The organism is Massilia phyllostachyos (assembly GCF_021044825.1).
Taxonomy (GTDB): domain Bacteria; phylum Pseudomonadota; class Gammaproteobacteria; order Burkholderiales; family Burkholderiaceae_D; genus Telluria; species Telluria phyllostachyos.
Genome location: NZ_JAJNOC010000011.1, coordinates 12,471 through 35,841, shown reverse-complemented (window position 1 = coordinate 35,841; position 23,371 = coordinate 12,471). Strand labels below are relative to the sequence as shown.

General features: G+C 67.7%; 21 protein-coding genes. 10 read left to right on the top strand and 11 right to left on the bottom strand.

The features are described from left to right. Positions 1-15 precede the first annotated feature (15 nt). The 8 genes from LQ564_RS23005 to LQ564_RS22970 form a co-directional block, all read right to left on the bottom strand. Positions 16-930: an STM4015 family protein gene (locus tag LQ564_RS23005; protein ID WP_231060452.1), complete on the bottom strand. Its 915-nt coding sequence runs from the start codon at positions 928-930 to the stop codon at positions 16-18. 141 nt (positions 931-1,071) lie between these two features. Continuing rightward, entirely contained in the window at positions 1,072-1,485 is a 414-nt protein-coding gene (locus LQ564_RS23000) for a hypothetical protein (protein ID WP_231060451.1), read from the bottom strand. Between the two features lie 33 nt (positions 1,486-1,518). After that, a complete protein-coding gene (locus LQ564_RS22995) occupies positions 1,519-2,418 on the bottom strand; it encodes a hypothetical protein (RefSeq protein WP_231060450.1) in 900 nt (299 codons plus the stop codon). A gap of 38 nt (positions 2,419-2,456) precedes the next feature. Further along, positions 2,457-3,977: a T6SS phospholipase effector Tle1-like catalytic domain-containing protein gene (locus LQ564_RS22990; RefSeq protein WP_231060449.1), complete on the bottom strand. Its 1,521-nt coding sequence runs from the start codon at positions 3,975-3,977 to the stop codon at positions 2,457-2,459. A gap of 76 nt (positions 3,978-4,053) precedes the next feature. Next, on the bottom strand, positions 4,054-4,842 hold the full coding sequence (locus LQ564_RS22985; RefSeq protein WP_231060448.1) for an SGNH/GDSL hydrolase family protein: 789 nt from the start codon (positions 4,840-4,842) through the stop codon (positions 4,054-4,056). A gap of 424 nt (positions 4,843-5,266) precedes the next feature. Beyond that, on the bottom strand, positions 5,267-5,917 hold the full coding sequence (locus tag LQ564_RS22980; protein WP_231060447.1) for a PAAR domain-containing protein: 651 nt from the start codon (positions 5,915-5,917) through the stop codon (positions 5,267-5,269). A gap of 15 nt (positions 5,918-5,932) precedes the next feature. Beyond that, positions 5,933-6,595, bottom strand: a complete 663-nt coding sequence (locus tag LQ564_RS22975; RefSeq protein ID WP_231060446.1) for a hypothetical protein — start codon at positions 6,593-6,595, stop codon at positions 5,933-5,935. Beyond that, on the bottom strand, positions 6,592-7,266 hold the full coding sequence (locus LQ564_RS22970; protein WP_231060445.1) for a T6SS effector amidase Tae4 family protein: 675 nt from the start codon (positions 7,264-7,266) through the stop codon (positions 6,592-6,594). Before LQ564_RS22970 ends, LQ564_RS22975 begins: the two co-directional genes overlap by 4 nt. 205 nt (positions 7,267-7,471) lie before the next feature. On the opposite strand from LQ564_RS22970, the gene LQ564_RS22965 reads away from it, so the two are divergent. Further along, positions 7,472-8,242, top strand: a complete 771-nt coding sequence (locus LQ564_RS22965; protein WP_371873536.1) for an alpha/beta fold hydrolase — start codon at positions 7,472-7,474, stop codon at positions 8,240-8,242. A gap of 7 nt (positions 8,243-8,249) precedes the next feature. On the opposite strand, the gene LQ564_RS22960 is transcribed toward LQ564_RS22965, so the two are convergent. Beyond that, complete coding sequence (locus LQ564_RS22960; RefSeq protein WP_231060444.1) at positions 8,250-9,170, bottom strand: LysR family transcriptional regulator; 921 nt, start codon at positions 9,168-9,170, stop codon at positions 8,250-8,252. 108 nt (positions 9,171-9,278) lie between these two features. Here LQ564_RS22960 and LQ564_RS22955 point away from each other — a divergent pair, with 108 nt between their 5' ends. From LQ564_RS22955 to LQ564_RS22940, 4 genes are all read left to right on the top strand, one after another. Continuing rightward, a complete protein-coding gene (locus LQ564_RS22955) occupies positions 9,279-9,605 on the top strand; it encodes a nuclear transport factor 2 family protein (protein WP_231060443.1) in 327 nt (108 codons plus the stop codon). Then, complete coding sequence (locus LQ564_RS22950) at positions 9,602-10,381, top strand: SDR family oxidoreductase (RefSeq protein ID WP_231060442.1); 780 nt, start codon at positions 9,602-9,604, stop codon at positions 10,379-10,381. The genes LQ564_RS22955 and LQ564_RS22950 overlap by 4 nt, the downstream gene beginning before the upstream one ends. A 28-nt stretch (positions 10,382-10,409) precedes the next feature. Then, complete coding sequence (locus tag LQ564_RS22945) at positions 10,410-11,396, top strand: GMC oxidoreductase (RefSeq protein WP_231060441.1); 987 nt, start codon at positions 10,410-10,412, stop codon at positions 11,394-11,396. 152 nt (positions 11,397-11,548) lie between these two features. Then, entirely contained in the window at positions 11,549-12,991 is a 1,443-nt protein-coding gene (locus LQ564_RS22940) for an HD domain-containing phosphohydrolase (protein ID WP_231060440.1), read from the top strand. On the opposite strand, the gene LQ564_RS22935 is transcribed toward LQ564_RS22940, so the two are convergent. Then, complete coding sequence (locus LQ564_RS22935; protein ID WP_231060439.1) at positions 12,988-14,079, bottom strand: sensor histidine kinase; 1,092 nt, start codon at positions 14,077-14,079, stop codon at positions 12,988-12,990. The genes LQ564_RS22940 and LQ564_RS22935 overlap by 4 nt on opposite strands. A 153-nt stretch (positions 14,080-14,232) precedes the next feature. Further along, positions 14,233-16,755 carry a chemotaxis protein CheW gene (locus LQ564_RS22930; RefSeq protein ID WP_231060438.1) on the bottom strand — a complete coding sequence of 841 codons (2,523 nt, stop codon included), beginning with the start codon at positions 16,753-16,755 and terminating at the stop codon, positions 14,233-14,235. A gap of 339 nt (positions 16,756-17,094) precedes the next feature. On the opposite strand from LQ564_RS22930, the gene LQ564_RS22925 reads away from it, so the two are divergent. From LQ564_RS22925 to LQ564_RS22905, 5 genes are all read left to right on the top strand, one after another. Next, positions 17,095-18,228 carry a TRAP transporter substrate-binding protein gene (locus tag LQ564_RS22925; RefSeq protein WP_231060437.1) on the top strand — a complete coding sequence of 378 codons (1,134 nt, stop codon included), beginning with the start codon at positions 17,095-17,097 and terminating at the stop codon, positions 18,226-18,228. Between the two features lie 194 nt (positions 18,229-18,422). Beyond that, positions 18,423-19,001 carry a TRAP transporter small permease subunit gene (locus tag LQ564_RS22920; protein ID WP_231060436.1) on the top strand — a complete coding sequence of 193 codons (579 nt, stop codon included), beginning with the start codon at positions 18,423-18,425 and terminating at the stop codon, positions 18,999-19,001. After that, positions 18,998-20,905: a TRAP transporter large permease gene (locus LQ564_RS22915; RefSeq protein ID WP_231060435.1), complete on the top strand. Its 1,908-nt coding sequence runs from the start codon at positions 18,998-19,000 to the stop codon at positions 20,903-20,905. The genes LQ564_RS22920 and LQ564_RS22915 overlap by 4 nt, the downstream gene beginning before the upstream one ends. A gap of 233 nt (positions 20,906-21,138) precedes the next feature. Continuing rightward, positions 21,139-22,977, top strand: a complete 1,839-nt coding sequence (locus LQ564_RS22910) for a sensor histidine kinase (protein WP_231060434.1) — start codon at positions 21,139-21,141, stop codon at positions 22,975-22,977. Beyond that, entirely contained in the window at positions 22,974-23,363 is a 390-nt protein-coding gene (locus tag LQ564_RS22905; protein WP_231060433.1) for a response regulator, read from the top strand. The genes LQ564_RS22910 and LQ564_RS22905 overlap by 4 nt, the downstream gene beginning before the upstream one ends. Positions 23,364-23,371: the final 8 nt, after the last annotated feature.

Genomic DNA, 23,371 nt, shown 5'->3' with positions numbered 1-23,371 from the left:
TCGCGAATAAACGTCTTATTCGCCGACCGCGACGTAGCGGAAGTCCTCGCCGTCCTCGTCCTGCGCGTCGTCCAGCACCACCTGGCACGGCAGGGCGTTCAGCTCGGCCTGCAGCGCTTCGGAGATGTAATGGTGCGACAGGTCCAGGCGCCGCAGTGCGCGCACGTGCGGGCTGTCGATCAGCGCACGTGCGCCGACATCGCTGATCGTGCCCAGCGACAGGTCGAGCGTGTCGAGCTGGCGGATCGGCTCGTGGCCGGCCAGCCACTGGGCCAGGTCGTCGGCGATTTCGGAATCGCGCAGGCCGAGGTATGCCAGCGACGGCGTCCAGAGCGCGTCGGCGACGCGGCGGTACAGCGCGACGTCGCCGGAAAAGCCGTAGTCCTCGGTGCCGAGCCACAGTTCCAGGTGCGCCAGCTGCGGCATCGACGACCCGGCCAGGGCCTCGGCCACGCTGTCCGGCAGGCCGCCGGATTCGATCGTGAACGAACGCAGCGCCGGGTGCGTGAACGGCGCGAAGGACAGGCCGTTGGCGCCGCGGATGCGCAGCACTTCCAGCTGCGGGAAGGCGTTCAGCAGGGGAGCGTAATCGCCCTGCACGATCCAGGAAATCTCGCACTCCTCATACGTCATGTCGCCGATGAACAGGGCGCGTAGCCCGGTCAATGCCGGCGCGCGCGCGACCAGCGTGGCGATCAGTTCATCGGCGCCGGCCTCGTAGGGCTCGGCCCACATGCCGATCACCAGCGCATCCAGCTGCGCCGGGTCGATCTTGCCGAGGAATTCGTCGATCAGGTCCGTCATCTTCCGGCTGTCGTCGTACTCGAGGGCGAGCCGGTAGACATGCTGCCCGATGTCGGGCGTCGTGCCGCTTTCGTAGTTGCGCAGCGGTTTGTCGAAAAATGTCTCGGTCGGCTCTGAAATCGTCACGGCATGTCCTCAAGGTTTGGCTGCCGGCGCCTGTTGCGGCGTCGGCAGAATGGCAATCTGGTCGATTGAACGGTGCGGCGAATGGTCCGTCCACTATACAGAAGAGTGCCTTGCCAGGGCAATGCAGCGTGGGTGCCTGGCTTACCTTTCGGTGAGTTTCTCGCGTGCGTCCTTCACGCCTTTTGCCGCCGTCAGCATGGCTTTGGCATCGCGCGACAGGATGGCGCCTCCCAGCGACACGACCTGCGCCGCAAGGTCGATGATTCCCTTGATCGTTTCGATCCTGCGGATGGCTGCCGTGGCCTCTTCGAGTTCGTGCTTCAGATCCTCGACACTCAGGTCGGCATCCCGGACTGCGAGCCGGATGGCGCCGCAACGCAGCAGCGACGCCAGGCGGTCGAGCCGGGCTTCGCCATCCTCACGAATTTCGCTGGCTTGGGTGGGGGTGAGCCAGGAATGGCGGACCCGGTATTCGTACAGCGCGATCGACATGGCCGTCACCCGATCGGCCATGTCGGCCAAGTCGTCGGCACTCAGTTGTTCCAGTTGCGGCATGATCGTTCCTTTCGAGGTTGGGGTATGCGCTCGTCAGAGTGCGCTGGCAAGTTTTCGGCGCAAGGCCCGGACTTCTTTTGCCAGTGCGCTCAACTGTTCTCGCAATGCTTCGTCTTTCGGCTGGTCGAGCTTGGCCAGCAATGTCGCCCGCGTCGCCAGCACTTTGTCGATCGACGCTGTGTAGTTGGCGGCCGCCTGTTCACGTTGATTCACTTTTGCCCTTTCCTCGGCAAGCGATATCATCATCCAGCGCGCAGCCAGCGGTTCCCGTGCTTCGATAGTGGGAAGCGCCGTGCTGATAGTGACGTCGATGACCTTGATCTGATTTGCCAGCATCGGCCGATAGATGCGCTCGGTATACCAGCGCAGCACGCCCGCCGCGGCATTCAAGCCTTCTTCCTGGGCGAGCAGCTCGCGGATCGTGCTGCGCGCTGCATGCTGGGTGGCCGCCTTGCCGAGAAACTTGCCAAGACCGATGATGGCGCCCGCCTTGTCCGCAGGTACGATCGCATTTCCCTGCTTGTCCTTCAGACCGGCGACTGCTTTCTCCAGGCCGTCGAATTCATCCTGATAATCGGGCAATTCGTCGCTCGTCAGTTTCACCAGCGTTTCCGCATACTGTTCGACCAGCATGGCAAACGGCAGCAGCAGCTCGGCTGCCTCGGCGTCTGCTCCGCAGGCCTGGCTTTGGCGTTGCGACAGCCCGGTGAGTTCGAAGCGGACCGGGGCTGGCATGGTGTAGTCTTTCAACACCTGCTGCGCATGGCATGACGCGGTGGTCGCAGAGGGCATGAGGGTAAATGCCGCACCCACCTGACGCGTCTCGTCGCCGAATTTCCTGACCGGCTCCAGGCTGCCGCAGCCAGGCAGCATGACGGCTGTGAGCAGGATGGCGAAGGCGATGGTCCAACGGCGCGTCGAAAGGTGTGGCATGTGGTCTCCTGGTGAAGGAAATGAAGGGCGGGCATGGTTCAGACGCTGACCTTGAGCGTCACATATCCCTTGTTGTTGGCATAGCAGTTGAAGGCATCATTCGAGTAGGCATAGAAGTAGCCCGAGCGCTGCGGCCGGAACCTGCAGCCCTCGCCGATCAGGAAGGCTTCGTGGGCCTCCGGCACCCCGTTCACCTCGCCGCGCCCGTTGGCCACCGCACCCACCAGGCTGAACCAGGGGAAGTTCTTGTGCCGCGCGGTGAAGCGCAGGCGCCGGTTCGGATTGCCCAGCAGCTTCTGGAAGCCGGTCTCGATCTTGCCGAGGAAGTCGCCGGCGACGTGCCCGAGTTCGCCGAGATGGAACTTGCCGTCCTGGCCGCCGCCGGGGCCGCAGGGCACCGGGCCGTCGACCCACTCGCCCGTGGCCGAGAACACGTATTCCCGGCCGGCCTCGAGCCAGAGCCCGGTCGGGTTCCACTGCTGGCGCGCGAACACGGTGATCTCGGTGGCCTGCGCGCCGGGTGCGACGTGCGGCTGGCGGTAGGGGTACTGGTGGATCGGCGGGTCTTCGTGGCGCTGGCGCGCCGAACCATGATACAGCTCGGGGTGCTGGCGCATCGACGGCACGTTGCGTGGCTGCGTCGGCAGCATGCCGAACAGGCCGGAGCAGGAGTCGTGCAGCATGTCGTGGTAGTCCGGCGTGATTTGCGCCAGGATGCCGCTATTGAAGGCGAGGCCAGCCAGCTTGGCTTCGTCGATCATCCACTTCAGCGCGCCGTCGGCCAGGCCTTTTTCGCGGTAGCCGCCGCCGACGTCGGAATGCACGCCGGGGAACCACAGCTGCTTGAGGTCGGGGTGGGCGTTGGTCCACAGCGTCGGCTGGAAGGACTTGCGGACCTCGTCCATCGCCAGCGCGTGGCGCGCCGTGGCGACGTTGTCGCTCAATTCGGTGTCGTGGAACAGGTGGTCGTCGGGGTCGTCCAGCAGGTCGAGCACGCCGAGGTCGTCCGGGATGCCGAGGGCGCCGACGGTGTCCCACACGCCCAGGAAGCGGATCGGGACTTTGTCGTCGCGCCGGTTGTGGAAGTAGTCCTCGCCGATGGCGGCGCGGATCTGCCCCAGGTCGCCCTTGCCCCGGTACACGCGGTGGTACAGCTGCCCGATCGCGTCGTAGACGGCGGCCGTGCCTTTCTCGCGCCCCAGGCTGCGGGCGTCGAGCAGGCCGGCGCAGTTGATGAAGCCGACCACGCTGCGCGCGGTATAGGCGCCGCGGCTGAAGCCGAACAGGCAGATGTCGTCGTCGCGCTGCGGGTCGTACTGCTGGCACAGCCATTCGTAGGCGCTCATGATGTTGCGCGACAGGCCGGTGCCGGTGCCGCCGCCGATCATCCGGTCCCACCACGATTCGCCGGTGCCGACGCCGGGATGGTAGTACACCAGCTGGCCGGCGCCGCGATCCAGCGCGTTGGCGATCCGCACCACATTGGTGGGGGCGGCGACGCCGCCGTCCTGTTGGTCCGGCGTGTTCCAGGTGCCGTCGCAGCACACGATGAGTTTCATGAGGGCCTCTATTGGTCGACGTGAAGGCGGGCCGGGGCGGCCCGCGCAGGATGAAAAGGGTGATGAGGGCGCCGTCTCAGCTCATGCGCAGCTGGTCCAGCACCGGCTTCCAGTGGCGCTCGGCGATGCGCCTGAAGCCGGCGGGGGTGGGGTGGATTTCGTTGGCCCACTCATTGTTCTCGAGCGTGCGGCGGCTGTCGATCAGCAGCACGTGCGGATTCACGGCCGCCACGCGCTGCAGCATCTTCGTGAATTCGTCGATCAGGTGGCAGGTGCAGGAAAAGCGCAGCAGCTCCGGCACGCGGGCATTCACCAGCGCCGGCAGGAGCCAGCCGCTGCCGTCGCCGAACACCCCCTTGCCGGATGGGTAGGCGTAGTCGTAGTTGTGCAGGACGATCGTGGCCGCCGGGTTGTGCAGGCGGATCTGGCTGATCAGGGTGGTGTAGCTCTCCGCGGTCTTGGCCATCAGCCATGGCAGGGTGTTCGGCTCGCGGCCGGTCCGGAAGCATCCGGGCGCCGTCTCCTCGGCGCTGCAGTTCTGCTTGAGGAGGGGACGCAGGTCGCTGATGCCGGCGAAATCGTTGCCGCCGCCGCTGATGAAGACCGCCGACAGCGTGTCGCCGAACATGTTCAAGGTATGGCGGACCGTCTTCGCATACTTGCCGTGTACGTAGTCATAGGCTTCGGCGCCGTTGTTGCCGACCGCGTAGATGTGGTGGTCGTCGTTGAGCATGCCGCCGACCTGGTTGATCAGGGAGCCGCCGGGGAAGGGATACCAGAACCACGAATCGCCGATGGCCAGGATCGAGGGTTGCACGCTGTCCGCCTGCATGCGGGCCAGGTCCCAATACACTTTGTCGCTCATGATGCAGTCCTTTCGTGAAGGTGACGCACGATGAAAATGGGCGAGCGCATCCGCGATACCGGGCGGTATCGTCGGTGCTTCGATGAAGACGGGGGAGGCGCCTCAGGGGCGCAGCGGGAGGCGCCGCCGCGCCGGGGGCGCGCGTTCGCAATGAAGGTGAGAAGGTGGCGCCGAGGCCGTCGGACGCGGCAAGGGCGCGATGGGACGCGCGTGCGCGGTCCGGCTCGAATGCATGATCCGTTTCATGGAAATCCCCCCAGTCAGCCGCGCTGCCGCGGCATCAGGACCATCTTGGATGTGATCTGTGCGCTTTCTTGTAGTCTTGTGATTGCAATCAAAAGATTACAGTAAACCTTGTCACTTATATCAATGAATTTTTTTAAACGAAGAGGGGGATTCGATTGCAATTCAAGTGTCGGAGCGGTCAGGCGAAGGTGCCGATCTCGACCGTTTTACCGCGGAACACATTGTTCAATGTGGCCTTGCCGTCGGCGCCGACGGTCGCGCTCAATTCCAGCGCCGGTGCGTTGTCCGCGAGTTCGCTGTCGTCGTCGTTCTTGATGACCACGACCGCCGTTTCGCCGGGCTGGTAGTTTTCGGTCTCGAGGTGCAGGTTCAGGTCGACGTAGTGGCGCGACACGTCGCTGACCGGCGTTTCATCAGGGCCGTAGGACCAATAGATGCGGGTGATCTTTTTGGCGGGCGCGTCGTCCGCCGCTTCCTGCCCGGCCGGTTCGGAGGCCAGCGCCTTCGCCGCGGCCGGCGCCAGTGCCGCGATCGCGGCAATGTTGGCGGCAGCGCCGCCGCCCGCCCATTCGACCGTGTCCGTGAATTGCGAGGGAATCAGCGCCGCGCCGCAGGACGTCTTCATGCCGGCCACGGCGACGCCCTTGCCGTAGAGGGTGGTCGTCAGCACGCCTTCGACGATCGGGTAGTCGCCGCCGCATCGCGGGCAATGCACCTTGTGGCCGATATAGGAAATCGGCTTGCCGTGGCAGATATCAGTGATCGACCCTTCGATCACCGTGCCGCCGTGATCGGTCCGGTCGCCTTGCCGAATGATTTCTCGTCCCATATGAACTCGCGATGGCTATTTGAACGGGTTGTCCGACTTCGGAATGCAATGCGGCCGCGCCCCTTCGTAGGTCTTGCCCGCCTTGCTGCCGGGCGATGCGCAGACCGCCTTCATGTCGGGCAGCCTGAAGCGCCTGCGCACGGCGCCATCCGGGCCGAGCGCCACGCCGTCGCCGTCCACCAGCATGCTGTCCTGGCATTCCGGCTCGGTGCAGACCGACACGCATTCCTGGCAGGCGATCGCTTCGCCCTTGGCGAACGGCTGGCACTGGGCGTAGCCGGCCGGGACGACGATGCGGAAGTCGCGGCTGTCGAAGTAGCCGCAGCGCGGCGCCGTCGCCCGTCCCGGTGCGGGCGGAGCGTCGAAGCGCCCGATGCCGCCTTCCGCATCCGGGTAGTCGAAGTCGCCGGCATGGCGGATGCCCGGCACCACGACCCGGCCTTGCCGGTCGAGCGCCACCAGTTCGCGCGGCTCGCTGATCACGGCGGTCGCGTGGCCGCTGCGGTCGAATCGCAGCTGCTTGAGGTACTGCGGCTTGAGCCGCCGGCCGCCCTTGTCGGCCGCAAAGCAGCTCGCCGCCCATTCGACGGTGGCGCCGTCGACCGCGGGGCAGGGGGCCGCCATGGCGGGGGCGCCCAGCAGGAGGGAGACGAGCAGGAGGCCGATACGCAGCATCATTTCAGCTCCCAGAACTTGACCGAGGCCACCTGGACCAGCGCCTTCGTGCCATCGACACGCTCGTTCAGCTGGGTCAGCCAGAAGTAATAGGTATTGTTGGCGGGGCTATCGTGCCCGGTCGCGTAGGCCAGGGATGTCGCCTTGCCGTCCCACAGAGTGAAGTGGCCGGACGCGTCGCCCCAGCCGGTGACGTTGAACACGACGATGCCGTTGCGGCCGGCCAGCCTGGTGTCGAGCCACGCTTGCGCCAGGCGCCGGCGTTCCTTGTACTTTTCCTGCATCGCCGGCACGTCGTTCGTCATCGAGGCCGGGATGACCGGCAGGGTCAGTTCCTCGTCGGCGCCCTTGAACTGCCTGGACAGGTGCGCCTTGAGGTCGGTGACCCGGATCCAGTACAGGTAGCCGTCGCCGCCCGTGATGCCGCCGCCGCTGCTGGGCGCCGGGCCCATTCTGAGTCCGCTGCGGTTGAGCGCATACGACATCCGCACGGCGCAGGTGTTCTGGTAGGCCGGGTGCTCGTACAGGCGCCTGAACCTGCCGCCGATCCTGTTGTCGTACAGGTCGGCGGTCGTCACGTTCTTGTCCGGGTAATGCCGGCTCATGTCGGCCCACGAGGGCCGGCGCGCGGTGACGGTGGCGGAGACGCCCGGGGCAGTTGCGGTGATTGCCAATTGTTGCCTCCAATCAAAGAAGGAATACTATCAAACCTCCATCGACCCAGCCGCCCGGTTGGCAATCGTGCGCGACCATCTATCGCTTTTTCGGCAGGGCGGGCCGTGCCCTCGTACGGGGCGTATCGGTTATTCGACCGATACCGCGATGACGACGATCTCCCTAGACTGGCTTCATTCACCCACCAGCCCCGAGGAGATCGCCATGACCACCACCTTCGACACCGCGCTGCGCATGCTCGCCGCCGCAGCAGCCTTCGCCGCCGGCACCACCCACGCCGCGGCGGCCGACACCACACCTTCGGTCGTCATCGTCCACGGCGCCTTCGCCGACGGTTCCGACTGGTCGAAGGTCATCCCGCTGCTGCAAGCTGAGGGGGTGAAGGTCACCGCCGTCCAGAACCCGCTCACGTCCCTGGCCGACGACGTCGCCGCTACCCGCCGCGCCATCGCGGCGCAGCCGGGCAAGGTGGTGCTGGTTGGCCACTCCTGGGGCGGCACCGTGATCACCGAGGCCGGCCAGCACGGCAAGGTCGCCAGCCTGGTCTACGTCGCCGCTTTTGCCCCGGACGCCGGCAAGTCGACCGCCGAGACGGGCGAGGGCTACCCCGCGGCGCCCGGCAGCAAGCGCTTCGTCGCCGATGCGGACGGTTTCCTGAGCCTGCCCGAAGCGGCCATGCGCGAAGACTTCGCCCAGGACGTGCCGGCCGCGCAGGCCGCCGTCATGACCGCGACCCAGGGGCCGATCCAGGCCAAGGCCTTCGCCGACAAGGTCAGCCACGCCGCCTGGACCGCGAAACCGTCCTGGTTCATCGTCTCCTCGCGCGACCGCATGATCGATCCGGGCCTGCTGCGCGCGATGGCGAAGAAGATCAAGGCCACCACCACCGAGCTGCCTGCCAGCCACGTGCCGCAGCAGTCGCGTCCCGCGGACGTGGCCCGGGTCATCCTCGCCGCCGTCGCCGCTACCAGGTAAGGCGCCGCTACTCCTCGCAGCGGATATCGAAGGCGCCTTCGCCGGCGAGCAGGGAGACCTGCTCGATCAGCGCGCGCATCTTCGGCTGGTGCTGGGTGCGCATGGGGAAGTAGAGGAACAGGCCGGAAGTGTCGGGAACGAATCGCGTCAACACCCGCACCAGCCGTCCCGCGTCCACGTCTTCCTTGATCTCCAGGTCCGGCAGGTAGGCGATCCCCAGTCCCTGGCGCGCCCATTCGGCCAGCATCTGCGTGTCGTTGGCGCTCAGATGGGCGTCGATATCGAGCAGCAGCTCGCCATCCGTACCGAGCAGGCGCCAAGCCGGCAGGCGGCTGGCGGTGTTGAAGCGGTAGCGCAGCGCCTGGTGCCGCAGCAGGTCGCGCGGCTGTTCCGGCCGGCCGGCTTGCTTGATGTAGGCGGGCGAGCACACCAGCGACCATGACAGCGGCCGGCTGAGACGGATCGCCACCATGTCCTGCGCCACCGCTTCCCCGAGCCGGATGCCGGCGTCGTAACCGTCGTCGACCAGGTCGGCCAGGCCGTCGTCCAGCGACAGATCGGCACTGACGTCGGGGTAGGCGGCGCGCATGCGCGGCACCAGGTGGCGCGCCACCAGGAAGCCGAAGGTGCGCGGCGCGGTGATGCGCAGGTGGCCGGACGGCCGGCTCTGGTGGCGCGACAGCTCGCTGAAGGCGTCGTCGATCTGGCCGACGGCCGGCCTGAGCGCCGCCTGCAGGGTCGTTCCCGCCTCGGTCAGCGCCACGCTGCGGGTGGTGCGGACGAACAGCGCGACGCGGTGCTGTTGTTCCAGCGCGCGCACGCCCTTGCTGACGGCCGTCGGCGTGATGTTGAGGCGCCGGGCGGCCAGGGTGAAGCTGCGTTCCTCCGCCACGGCGAGGAACAGCCGGATGAGATCGAGGGAACTCATGTCATTCGATTGTGAACTGCAGGTTCATAGCGCATGTCCATTATGGTGCTTTTTCGCAATGATGCCAGAACCTAGACTGACTGCTCACTTTCTTTTCTGGAGACCGACATGAACCGACTGCCTCAGCCCATCGCCGACTTCGTCGCCGCCAACAACGCCATGGACCCGCAACGCATCGCGGCCGCCTTCAACCTGGACGCCACCGTCTTCGACGAAGGTCACCTGCGCCGCGGCCGCGACGACATCGCCGCCTGGGCCAGCGACTACGTGGCCCGCTACCAGTCCACGATCGAGCCGACCGGCGTGGCGCAGGCAGGGGACGAACACGTCGTTCGCGCCACCGTACGCGGTACCTTCCCGGGCAGCCCGATCGCGCTCGACTTCCATTTCCGGCTGCAGGGCGACGGCATCCAGTCGCTGGAGGTGACGGCATGAACGCCTGCTCCTTCCAGGGCAAGCACGCCCTCGTCACCGGCGGCACCAAGGGCATGGGCGAAGCGATCGTGCGCCGGCTGGCGCAGGATGGCGCGACGGTGATCGCGACCGCCCGCAACCTCCCAGCCGCGCCGCTGCCCGGCGTGCGCTATCTCGAGGCCGACGTTGCCAGCGCGGAGGGCGCAGCCCGCGTCGCCGATGTGGTGAAGCGCGAGTTCGGCTACCTCGACTACCTGGTCAACAACGTGGGCGGCTCGTCCGCGCCGAGCGGCGGCGCGCTGGCGCTGACCGAGGCGATGTGGGATGCGGCGCTGCAGGCCAACCTGATGTCGGCCGTGCGCCTCGACCGCGCCTTCCTGCCCGCGATGCTGGAACGCGGCGGCGGCGCCATCGTCCACATCACCTCGATCCAGCGCCGCCTGCCGCTGTTCGAGTCGACCGTCGCCTACGCCGCCGCCAAGGCGGCGCTCGCCAACTACAGCAAGTCGCTGGCCAACGAATTCGGCCCGCGGGGCGTGCGCGTGAACAGCGTGGCGCCCGGCTTCATCGAGACCGCTGCGGCGCAGGCGCTCATCGAGCGCATGGCGCTGCACCGCGACGGCAACGCCGACGAGGCGAGGAGCCGGCTCATGGCCTCGCTCGGCGGCATCCCGATCGGCCGTCCGGGCCGGCCGGAGGAAGTCGCGGAGCTGGTCGCATTTCTCCTGTCGCCGCTCGCGGCATCGGTCCACGGGGCCGAGTTCGTGATCGACGGCGGGACCATCCCGACTGTCTAGGCAGTCCCCATCCACGAGGTATCCGACCATGAACACACTCCACCACGACGCCCCCGATGTCGCGCACGCCGTCCGCCGCAACCAGGCCGCGCGCCGCGCCGCGCTGCGCAGCCACTATGACTTCATCGTCTGCGGCGCCGGGTCTGCCGGCTCCGTCGTCGCGGCACGCCTGGCCGAGAACCCCGAGGTCCAGGTCCTGCTGCTGGAAGCCGGCGGCCGCGACGATGTGGCGAGCGTGCGCGAACCCGCGCAGTGGCCGCTCAACCTCGGCACGGAGCGCGACTGGGCCTTCATGGCGGAACCGAACCCGCACCTGAACGGCCGCGCCATCCCCATGAACATGGGCAAGGTGCTGGGCGGCGGCTCGAGCATCTCGTTCGACTGCATCTGGGAATACGCCGCGCCGCAGCAGGTCGGCAGCGGCGGTTCGGAGGCGACGCTGTACTGGAAGAGCGACCCGCGCCTCGATGCGCCCGACATGCTGCATTGCCAGGTCGAGTTCCCGGTGCCGAGCGCGGAGAACGCGGCGCGCGGCGTGCCGGAACACGGCTGGACCATGTTCGCGGGCCTGGCGCAGCCGAAGAGCCGCGGAGAGTTGCTGCTGTCCGGGCCCGATGCGAAGGACGCCATGATCATCCGCGCCAATACCCTGTCCGACCCCGACGACATGCGCGCGGCCCTGGCCAACGTCGCGCTGTGCCGCGAACTGGGCAACGCCCCCGCCTTCGGCCGACTGGTGAAGGGCGAGCGCATGCCGGGCAAGCTCGGACGGGAAGCGATGGAGCAGTACATCCGCAACGGCGCCGTCACCTACTGGCACCAGTCCTGCACCGCGAAGATGGGACGCGATGCGATGTCGGTGGTGGACGCGCGGCTGCGGGTCTACGGCGTCGACCGGCTGCGCATCGCGGACGCCTCGATCATGCCGCGCATCACGACGGGGAACACGATGGCGCCGTGCGTGGTGATCGGCGAGCGGGCGGCGGACCTGATCAGGGCCGCGCACCGCATCTGAGCCATCGACGCCAATCGGCGTCGTTCCGGCGCAGGCCGGAACCCAAGTTGGCAAGCGTCCTGGCAGCGCAAACTTGGGCGCCGGCCTGCGCCGGTGCGACGGTCTCACAGCGGCCTGTTGATCCACCTGCGCTTCTGCTCTACAGTTCAGCAATGCATCCAGACCACACCGTCACCGTCGAAGAAGCCGTGCAAGTGCTGGCCATGGTAGGCGACCTGAGCATGGGCCAGCCCACCGACCAGTCGATCCGGACGGCGATCCTGGCCGAGCGCCTGGCGCTGCAGGACGGCGCGCCGGCCGGCGCCTGCGCCCACGTGCGGCTGGTGACCTTGCTGCGCTGGTCCGGCTGCACCGCCAATGCCAGCGGCTTCACGGCCCTGCTGGGGGACGACGTCGCCGGGCGCGACGCGATGCTGACCCAGACCCTGCCGCAGGGGACCAGGATGAGCTTCACCAGCGTGGCGCCGCTGGCGCGCATCCACTGCGAGGTCTCCGGCGCCATCGCCCAGGCCATGGGTCTGCCGATCGAGGTCGAGACCGGTCTGCGGCGCGTCTGGGAGCACTACGACGGCGGCGGCATGCCGGAGCGCCTGACGGATGCGGACATTCCGCGCCTGGTCTACTACACCAACCTGGCCAGCGACCTGGAAGTGCTGGCGCGCGCCCATGGCATCGAGGAGGCGCTGCGCATGATCGGCGCGCGCGCGGATAAAACATATCCGGCCGCGCTGGCGCGCCTGCTGGCGGCGCATGCCGGAGCGTGGCTGGCCGCGCTGGAGGCGCCGCCCTGTCCGGCGCAGGTTCCGGCCCTGCGCGAGCGCGTCCCCTTGAGCATCGTGGCCGACATGATCGAGCTGAAGCTTCCCTGGCTGCTGGGCTACTCGCGCCGGGTGGCGGGCCTGGCCGAACGCGCCGCGGCGCTGGCCGGGCTGCCGGAGGCGCAGCAGGCTTGCCTGGGCCGCGCCGCCCTGATCCACGGCATCGGCCGCGCCGCGGTGCCGAACGCGGTCTGGCAACGTCCCGGCAAGCTCGGAGGCGCCGACTGGGAAAAGGTGCGGCTGGTGCCTTACTGGACGGCGCGCGCCGGGGTACAGATCCCTTCGCTGCGGCTGGAGGCCACGCTGGCCTCGCACGCCTACGAACGCCTGGACGGCAGCGGCTACCACCGCGACCTCGACGCCGGCACGCTGACCATGGCGCAGCGGATCCTCGGGGCGGCCTCCGCCTACGCGGCCCTGCGCATGCCGCGTCCCTGGCGCGTGGCCTGCGAAGCATCCGAGGCGGCGCGCATCCTGGCGCAGGAAGCGGCCGCCGGACGCTTCGACGTCCAGGCGGTGGAGATGGTGGCCGCCGCCGCGGAAGGCAGCGCGTATGAAGCGGCCAGGCCGGTGGCGCAGCACAGGAAGCTGCTGTCCGAACGCGAGACGGCGGTGCTGCGGCGCCTGAGCCTTGGCGAGAGCAACAAGGAAGTCGCGCGCGCGCTGGGGATCAGCCCCTCGACCGTGCGCACCCACGTCGAGAGCATCTTCCGCAAGCTGGAATGCTCGACGCGCACGGCGGCCACGCTGAAGGGCCTGACGCTCGGGCTGATCTAGCTGCCCACATGGGGACGCGCATCGACCGGCACCTTCACCGTGAAGGTGGTGCCGCGTCCCTCCGCGCTGTCCACGGCGAGGCTGCCGCCGTGGCTCTCCGCCACCGCCTGCACATAGGGCAGGCCCAGCTCCCAGCCCTTGACCCGCACGTCTTCGATGCGCTGGAAGCCGCGGCACATGCGCCGCAGGTCGGCGGCCGGAATCGGCCGGCCTTCGTTGTGGACCGCCAGCAGCATGCTGCCGTCGGCCTGGCTGACCGTCACCGTGATCGCCTGCGCGCTGTCGCCGTACTTGCGCGCATTCGACACCAGGTTCTCGAGCACGCGCTTGAGCGAGCCGCGGCACCACCAGCCCTTCACGGCGTCGCCTTCGACCCGGACCCGCTGCCCGACCATGGGCAGGTCGCCGCACACTTCCTCGATCAGCGCCATGATGTCGACCTGCGCCAGCTGCAAGGTCAGTTTCTGCCTGGCCTCCGAGACGGCGGCGTCCAGCAGGCTCTGGATCATGGCGTCGGTCTCGGCCAGCTTGGCGCTGATGCGCTTGGCCAGGTTGGTGATGCCGGGGTCGCTCGTCTTCAGCTGGATCAGCTGGGCCGATGCGCTGGCCACGTGCAGGGGATTGCGCAGGTCGTGCGACAGGGCGGCGATGAAGGTTTCCTTGGCCTGGCGGCCGACCGCGTCGTAGCCGTGGATGGCGTCGCGTTCGGCGTCCTCGATCGAGCGCCCGATCAGCTCCGCATCGCGCTTGCTCAGGGCCAGGCCGCGTGCGCCGGCGGCGGCGAACAGGACATCGCGGAAGATCTGCAGCTCGTGAATCAGTTCGTCCGGGCCGTAGTCGGACAGCGTGGCCTGTTCGCGGGCGGCGGCGAAGGCGCCTGGCGCGCCCGCCTGCAGCGCATGCGCGATATGGTCGTAGAGCAGGGGCATGGCGGCGGCCAGCGCCGGCGCGCCGAGGCGCTGCGCGGACGGGATCCCGGCCATGACGCGCGCCGACCACTGCGCCAGCACCGCTTCGCGCAAGGCCAGGAAGGCTGTCGCTAGGGCGGAAGTCGGAAGGGGGTGGTTGTCGGCGTCGCTGCTGTCCATATCGACTACGTTGGAAGTAGTAGCCTGTTAAGATGCCGCCAGGAAATACCAATCGCCGGGCGTCATGTGACAGGCAGTCGCAGCAGTGTACGCGCGCCGCCCGCGCTTGTCAGCCGCGATTTGTGACGCGCCGCCCCCGTGCGCCCCGGCCGGCTACGCCATCGCCTGCACCGCCTGCAGGAGGCGCCCGGCGCTGAGCTCCTGGATCAGCAGCTCGCCGCCGTTGGCCTGGATCAGCCCCGTGCACAGGCCGGCCTCGCCCAGGCCGGTCGGACTCGACGCCTCGGGAGCGAAGCGCTGCACCGAATGCACGTCGTCCACCAGCAGCCCGACGGTCGCCGCGGCGTGGCGCACCAGGATTACCTGGCCGTCAAGGCGCGGCGCCGCGGCGCGCTGCGCGAGCAGGGCGGCCAGGTCGAACACCCAGACGAAAGGGCGGCGCCCCTTGTCCGCGTCGACGTCGAGCACGCCGATGCGCGCGCCGCCGGAGCCGGGCGTGCGCTTCACGCGCGCAGCCGGCACGGCCTCGACCACCGCGGCGGCATCGAGCGCCATGAGTGCGCCGCCGGCGTGGAACAGGGCGTAGTCGCGTCCGTGCTCGTGCGCCGTGCGCACCCGCACCTGGCCGCCCTGCGCCGCCAGCTCGGCCGGCGAGCGCTCGGGGCCGAAGGATTGCAGCAGCACCGACAGCACCGGCTGCTCGCGCCCCGGCGTCGAACGGAACTCGCGATAGCCATCGGCGCGCGCACAGGCGGCGACGCAGTACTGGCCGCCGTGCGTCACGATGCGGGCCGCGCGGCCGTGTTCCACCGCCGTGTCGAACAGTTCGCGCGCGAGCGGCAGGATGGCGCCGGCGGGCCGGTGGGAGTCTGTGCCGCACAGCACCCGGCCGTCCGGGCTTACCAGGAATGCGTGCATATTGGCGCGGCCTGCCACGCCGCTCTCCAGCATATTGCGCAGCTCGACGGCGCTGTCGAACACGATGCCGATACCGCCGACGACGCTCGCTTCGCGCTCGGGATGGCGGATCGCCGCGTGGTAGATGAAGGTCGGGCGGCCGTCATAGAGGTTCGACGCGCCGAAGGGCTCGACGTAATGGTCCATCTCGCTGCGCAGGCCGGCCACGGCGCGCAGGGTGTCGCCGGCGATGTGGCTGCCGACGATGTCCTGCGCGCCGGTGCTGGCCACGATCCTGCCGGCGCGGTCGTAGACGACAATGCGGCTGTACACGGTGTACAGGCCGTTGATGTGGTCGAGCAGGTCCTTGAGCCCCGCCTGTTCCTCTTCGCCGCCGCCCGCCAGCGCCTGGCGCAGCTGGCCGGCCAGCGCCCACCAGCGGCAATCGTTGGCGCGCTCGTACAGGCTGCGGTCGAGCATGTCGACCAGCAGCTGGGCGGTGAAGGCGGCGGCCTGCAGGCTCGAGGCCAGCACGGTCTGGTACAGGCCCTCGATCGATTGCGAGAAGGCGGTGTCGCTGCGCTCGCCGGTCTCGGTGATCTGGTCGAGCACGGGGTTCAGGCGGCTGTTGTCGCGGTTGTTGTCATGGATTTCGTTGGCGACGGCCAGGCTGCCCGTGATCTTGCCGTTCCAGACGATGCGCTTGATCGCCTGGGTGGCGCCCAGCACCGAGGACATCAGGGCGTGCAGCGCCGGGTTGAAGGTGTGGGCGTGCGAGAGCAGGCCTTGCAGCATGCCGGGCGCGACCTCGAAGGCGTCGCGGCTGCCGCGGAAGGCCAGGTCGAGCGGCGCCATGACCTGGGTCTTCCAGCCGGCCGGGCCGGGATAGCCCTGGTAGCCACTGGAAGCGAAGGTGCTGACCAGGTATTCGCGGCCCGCGAACATGCGCGTGCTGCCCGCGAGCTGCACCGGCACCCGCACGCCTGGCGCGACCCACAGCGGATCGGCGCTGCTGACGACGCGGTCGTCGGCGTCGAGCAGCAGCATGTTGGCGCGGCCGTCCGGGTCGCCGTAGGCCCGGAAGATCGCAGCGAGCTCGTGCTCGAAGCGAAAGCTCAGCACCAGCACGCCGATCGGCGCGCCGCCATCGGGTGCGCGCATGGCCTGCGAATAGAGCAGGGCGCGCGCCTGGCCGGGCCGCAGGTCGCTGGCGCGGAAGGTTTCGAGGTAGCCGGGGGCCGCCAGGGTGGCGGCGACCAGCGGATCGTGGCTGACGTCGATCCGTCCCGCAGTATCGGCCTGCGCCAGCACCGCGCCGTCGGGAGCAAGCAGCAGGATATCGTCGTAGACCGTGTACTTGTCGCGATAGGCGCCGAGGCGGCGTTCGGCGACAGTGCGGTCCGGCGTCTCGCCGGCGACGAAGCGGCACAGGTCGAGATCGGCCGCGAGGAAGCCGACGTCGGCGGTGCGCTCGAACAGGTTGCGCACCAGGAGGTCGAGCGCGTACTGGGCGCGCGTGGCGGCTTCGCCCAGCACCTGGGCCACCCGTTCGTGGACCATGTTGGCGACCAGGTCGCGCTCCAGCTGCACCAGATCGGTGCGGGTGGCCTGCACCGCGGGCAGCAGCAGGCGGGCTTCGGCGGGGCAGTTCATTTTTGCGGACGCCTCGATCAGGCGCCAGCTCTGGTGCAGTTCGTGCAGCGCCGCCTGGCGCCGCATCACATCCGGCATGTAGGCCAGGAAGGTCTCCACCAGCGGGTTCTCGGGTTCGTGGTTCATGATGTTTGCATAAGAAAAACCCTTTCTTCAAAGCAAAACTTGTGCCATGTGCTTACACGCCGCCAGCCACCGCTAGTTGCATCTTGACACCGCGCAAAAACGCGCCGATGCTCGCGTACGTACATAGCAAATCTCCAAGGAGGTAGCCCGCCGTCAGCCAGTCCCCGCGCTCACCGATCCACCCATGCATCTCATCCGCAGTGCAGTTCCACACAACGAGTGTGTGAAAAAACCGCCAGGGCAAGGCGCCGAGTCGAAGACAGTACGTAAGTACGGCGAGACGAGGCAACGCAGCCATGGCGGAATTTTTCACTCACTCAACGACACAGGAGACAGACGATGAAGAAGGGAAGCAAGGAGTCGAAGCAATCCACCCGCAGGAAGTTCCTGGGCGCCGCCGCCGGCAGCGCGCTGGCCGTCCCGATGGTCGCCGTCGCCCAGACGCCAAAGCAAATGCGCTTCCAGAGCACCTGGCCGAGCAAGGACATCTTCCACGAGTACGCGCTGGATTTCGCGAAGAAGGTCAACGACATGACCGGCGGCGAACTGAAGATCGAGGTGCTGCCGGCCGGCGCCGTGGTGCCCGCCTTCGGCCTGCTGGACGCGGTCTCCAAGGGCACGCTCGATGGCGGCCATGGCGTGATGGGCTACAACTACGGCAAGCAGAGCGCGATCGCGCTGTGGACCTCGGGCCCGGCCTACGGCATGGATGCGAACATGGTGCTGGCCTGGCACAAGTACGGCGGCGGCAAGGAGCTGCTGGCGGAGCTGTACAACGGGATCGGCGCCAACGTGGTCTCCTTCCTCACCGGCCCGATGCCGACCCAGCCGCTCGGCTGGTTCAAGAAGGCCATCACCCGGCGCGAAGACCTGAAGGGCCTGAAGTTCCGCACCAACGGCCTCGCCATCGACATGTTCACGGCCATGGGCGCGGCGGTGAACGCGCTGCCGGCCGGGGAGATCGTGCCGGCCATGGACCGGGGCCTGCTCGACGGCGCGGAATTCAACAACGCCAGCTCGGACCGGGTGCTGGGCTTTCCGGACGTGTCGAAGATCTGCATGCTGCAAAGCTTCCACCAGAGCTCCGAGCAGTTCGAGATCACCTTCAACAAGACCAAGTACAACGCGCTGCCGCAGAAGATGAAGGCGATCATCGAGAACGCGGTGGAGGCGGCGTCGTCCGACATGTCGTGGAAGGCGGTCGACCGCTATTCGAAGGACTACCGCGAGCTGCAGTCGGCCAACGGGGTCAAGTTCTACAAGACCCCGGACGCGCTGCTGCAGGCGCAGCTGGCGGTGTGGGACGAGGTGGTCAAGAAGAAGGGGGCGGACAATCCGCTGTTCCGCAAGGTGGAAGCGTCGATGCGGGCGTTCGCGGAGCGGGCGGTGAAGTGGGACATGGACACCAACAATCCGCGGCGGATGGCGTACAACCACTACTTCGGCCGCAAGGCGCCGCCGACGAAGGCGTAACTAGCATCGACACTACGTCCGCCCGATCGCACCGCTCGCCGATAAACCGTCGCTCCGGCGCGGGCCGGAGCCCAATTTCTGCCTGCGCTACCGATACGCAAGCAACTTGGACCCCGGCCTTCGCCGGGGCGACGGTCTTGAGGGTGGCGGTCCTTCCGGCAGCGGACCGGCCACTCATCGCGACCGGAGCCCCCATGCAGAGCATTCTCCTTTTCGTCGACCGCGTCAGCAGCCTGGTCGGCCAGGCCTTTTCCTGGCTGATCGTGGCGCTCACCTTCCTCATCAGCTGGGAAGTGTTCGCGCGCTACGCCCTGAACACGCCCAATCCCTGGGCCTTCGACCTGATGATCATGATGTACGGCGCCGCCTTCATGACGGCCGGCGCCTATACCCTGGCCAAGAACGGCCACGTGCGCGGCGACGTCCTGTACAGCTTCTTCCCGCCGCGCCTGCAGGCCGGCCTGGACCTGATCCTGTACTTCGTCTTCTTCATCCCCGGCGTGGTGGCGCTGGTATGGGCAGGGTATACCTATGCCGCCGAATCGTTCGCGATCCGCGAGCATTCCACGCTCACCGCCAACGGCCCGCCGCTGTACCCCTTCAAGATGGTGATCCCGCTGTCCGGCGCGCTGCTCCTGCTGCAGGGACTGGTCGAGATCGTGCGCTGCATCGCCTGCCTGCGCGACGGCGCCTGGCCGCCGCGCGAGGCCGACGTCGAGGAAGTCGACGTCGACAAGCTCAAGGCGCAGGTGAATGCGGAGGAGGCGCGATGAGAAAGGAAATCTGGTTCGGCCTGTCGATCCTGGTCGCGATCGTGATCGGCCTGTTCATCCTGATGCCGGCACCAGGCGACATGAGCAACGGCCACCTGGGCCTATTGATGCTGGCGCTGGTGGTGGTCGCCATCATGCTCGGCTTTCCCACCGCCTTCACCCTGATGGGCATGGGCGTGCTGTTCGCCTGGTTCGCCTTCCACAGCGCCGACCCGGACCAGGCGGTGCAGCTGACCCTCGACCTGATGGTGCAGCGGGCCTACTCGGTGATGGCGAACGACGTCCTGATCTCGATCCCGCTGTTCATCTTCATGGGCTACCTGGTGGAGCGCGCCAACCTGATCGAGCGCCTGTTCAAGAGCCTGCACCTGGCGATGGCCGGCGTGCCCGGCTCGCTGGCGGTGGCCACCATCGTCACCTGCGCCATCTTCGCCACCGCCACCGGCATCGTCGGCGCGGTGGTCACGCTCATGGGCCTGCTGGCGCTGCCGGCGATGCTCAAGGCGGGTTACAGCACTCAACTGTCGGCCGGCTGCATCACGGCGGGCGGCTGCCTGGGCATCCTGATTCCACCTTCCGTGCTCTTGATCGTCTACGGCGCCACGGCCGGGGTCTCGGTGGTCAAGCTGTATGCGGGCGCCCTGTTCCCGGGGATCATGCTGGCCGGGCTCTACGTCGGCTACGTGCTGATCATCGCCAAGCTCAAGCCGTCGATGGCGCCGCCGCTGCCGCTGGTCGAACGGGTGGTGGCGCTGCCGGCCTATACCCAGGCGATCCCGGACCTGCAGCGCCGGACGGCCGTCGCGGGCCTGGTGGGCGCGCTGCGCGTGCCGGAGCACCGGCGCACCGCCAGGACCCAGCTGTTCGTCGCGCTGCTGCCGGCGCTGGCCTTTGCCGCCGTCATGGGCGTGAGCTACCGGCTCGTCACGGCGCCAGAGGCGCCGCGGACGGAACTGGTCGAGATGGGAGCCCAGCAGGACGCCGACACCTTCGCCAGCAGCGTGTCGGGCGGACTGGAAGAGCCGCCGGTCGAGGGAGGATTGGAGGAGCCGCCGGTGGAGGGCGCGCCGCCATCCGCCACGGCGCCGGCAAGCGCGCAGCCGGCAGCGGCGGCGACGGCCCCGGCGCCGGTGGTGGAGCCGGTGGCGCGGCCCGCGTCGAAGACGTACTGGATCGTGCTGGCGGCCGGCGTGGTCCTGCTCGGCGCCTTCTACCTGTTCTTCGATTTCGCGCGCCTGGAAATCTTCAAGATGCTGCTCGGCTCCCTGTTCCCGCTGGCGCTGTTGATCCTGGCGGTCCTGGGCAGCATCGTGTTCGGCCTGGCCACGCCGACCGAGGCGGCGGCGATGGGCGCCTTCGGCGGCCTGCTGCTGGCGATCGCCTACCGCCGGTTCAACTTCAAGCTGCTGCGCGAGTCGGCCCACCTGAGCACCAAGACCACCGCCATGGTGTGCTGGCTGTTCGTCGGCTCGAGCATCTTCTCGGCCGCTTTCGCCCTGCTGGGCGGGCAGGAGATCATCAACAGCTGGGTGCTCGGGATGAACCTGACGCCGGTCGAATTCATGCTGCTGGCGCAGGTGATCATCTTTCTCCTCGGCTGGCCGCTGGAGTGGACCGAGATCATCGTGATCTTCATGCCGATCTTCGTGCCGCTGCTGCCGCACTTTCATATCGACCCGCTGTTCTTCGGCCTGCTGGTGGCGATGAACCTGCAGACCGCCTTCCTGTCGCCGCCGGTGGCGATGTCGGCCTTCTACCTGAAGGGCGTGGCGCCGCCGCACGTCACCCTGAACCAGATCTTCCTCGGCATGCTGCCCTTCATGGGCTTGCAGATGCTGGGGATCGTCCTGCTGTACACCTTCCCGGCGATCGGCATGTGGCTGCCGGGCGTCCTCTATAAATAAACCTGCCTTCGTTCCCGCCCCGGTTTTTCGTCATAAACCGGGGCAGGATCTCCATCTGTCGCATCCGCGCGGCAAAATATTGCATGTACGACACTAGAATTCACAATTCGCAATATCTATGTAGAATGTTCTTTGTTCTCAGGAAATTATTCATCTATAGTTCCTGACGCATGCCGACTTCGCTGGCTCTTTGTGCTGATCCAGCGCACGTTTCTCCATTATTAGAACAAAGAATGAAAAACAACCGGCTCGGCATCGTCCTCATCGTCTCGTCCATGACGATCATTGCGCTGATCCTCGGCCTGCTGCTGCAGCGCCAGCATGCGGCGCAGGTCGAGCACGTGCGCATCCAGGGCCTGGGCATGCTGCGCTCACTGGTCGCGCTGCCGGTGGCGACCCTGGCGCCGCCCGAGAACGGTCCGGGCATCCTGAATTCGATCTTCGCCTACCGCGACAGCCCCGACTTCGCCTACGCCGCCATCAGCGCGGCCGGGCAGGGCAACCTCGCCGAGGTGGTCAGCCCCGGCGTGCTGGTGCCGGGCGCGGCGCCACATCCGGCCCTGTCGGGTTTCGCCGAGCGGGTGGTGGCGTCGACCGAGAATGCGCGCAGTATCCGTGAATTCTTCGGCCCCCTCCCCAGCAGCGACGGGCGCCTGCTGCAGGTGCGCATCGGCTACTTCCAGCCCGAGTCCTTGCTGAGCCGGCGCGACCTGCCGTTCTATGGCCTGATCGCGCTCGCCGTGTTCCTGCTGGTGCCGCTGATCCACCTGATCATCAAGCGCGAGATGGCGCCGCTGGCGGCCCTGGGCGAGCAGTTGCGCACCATCGCCGCGAACCAGCCGGCATCTGCCCAGACCCCGGCGCCGGCGCTCGACCCGACCCACGACGTGCGCAGCCTGGTGAACAAACTGCACCGCTACCTCGATGCGGCCACGGTGCGCATCCGCGAGCTGGAGCAGACCGCGGTGGCCAACCTGGCCCAGGGCCGCCTGCTCGAATACGGCAGCAACAAGATGCAGGCCGTGCTGCAAAGCCTGCCCGACGGCCTGATCGTGCTCGATCCGGCCGGCGAAGTCACCTTCGCCAGCGGCAAGGTCGAACACCTGCTGGGCATGACGGTGGACGAGGTCCTGACGCAGCCGGTCCAGGCCTGGTGCCGCGACCCGGAACTGGCCGCCATGCTGGCGCGCTTTCGCAATACCGGCCTCGATACCCGGCGTCCGGCGACAGTCGAATTCACCCCGGCGCAGGTGGCGGACAAGCGCATCTGGGCCACCGCCCAGCCGCTCGGCGGCGAGGGCGGCGCCAATGCCTTCGGCACGCTGGTGGTGCTGCACGACGCCACCCGCGAGCACCTGGCGCGCCAGGCCGGCAACGACTTCGTCGCCCACGTCTCGCACGAACTGAAGTCGCCGCTGAACGTCATCGGCATGTATGGCGAGATGCTGGAAGACGCCGGCGACGACCCGACCCTGCGCGTGGAAGCGATCAATGTGATCCGCGACGAGGTCGAGCGCATGACGTCCCTCGTGAACAACCTGCTCAACGTCAGCAAGCTCGAAATGGGCAATATGCGCCCCGAGCGCCACCGCGTGAAGCTCGACGAGCTGCTGCGCGACGCCTACCAGCAGGCGGCCACGCGCGCCGACGCCGCCGGCATCGCCTTGACCCTGGACGTGCCGCGCGATATCGGCGCGGTGGCGATCGACAAGGACATGTTCCGCATCTCGCTGAACAACCTGCTGAACAACGCCATCAAGTACAACGCCGCCGGCGGCAGCGTGACCCTGTCGGCGCAGGAAGACGATACCGATGTCGTCATCAGTGTGCGCGACAGCGGCATCGGCATGGCGCCGGAAGACCAGGCGCGCGTGCTGGAAAAATTTTACCGCGTGCGCGAGACCGGCCCGGCGCAGCGCGGCGGCCACGGCCTGGGGCTGTACCTGGCCAACCAGATCATCGAGCTGCACCACGGCCGCCTGACGCTCAAGAGCGAACTCGGACGGGGCAGCGTGTTTTCGATCCACCTGAAGAAGATGCCCGAGCTCGTCGAAGGCGCCAACGTATTATGAACAATAACAATAAGAAGGTCGTCCTGATCGTGGACGACGAGGCGCACGTGGTGCGCGTGCTGCGCCTGATGCTGGAACGCGAAGGCTTCGCGGTCCTGTGCGCCAACGACGGCAACGAGGCGCTGGACGTGATGGCGGCGCGCCGCCCGGACGTGATGGTGAGCGACATCCAGATGGCCGGCATGGACGGCCGCACCCTGTGCCGCACCACGCGCGAACGCTATCCCGACGAAGACTTCCTGATCCTGGTGATGACCTCGATGACGGCCGCCTCCGAGCGCGGCTGGGTGCAGGAACTGAACAACGTCGAATTCCTGGAAAAGCCGGTCAGCCCGCGCCAGCTGGCGGCCCGCCTCAGCCAACATTTCAGCGCCGCCGGCGCCTAAGGAACCCA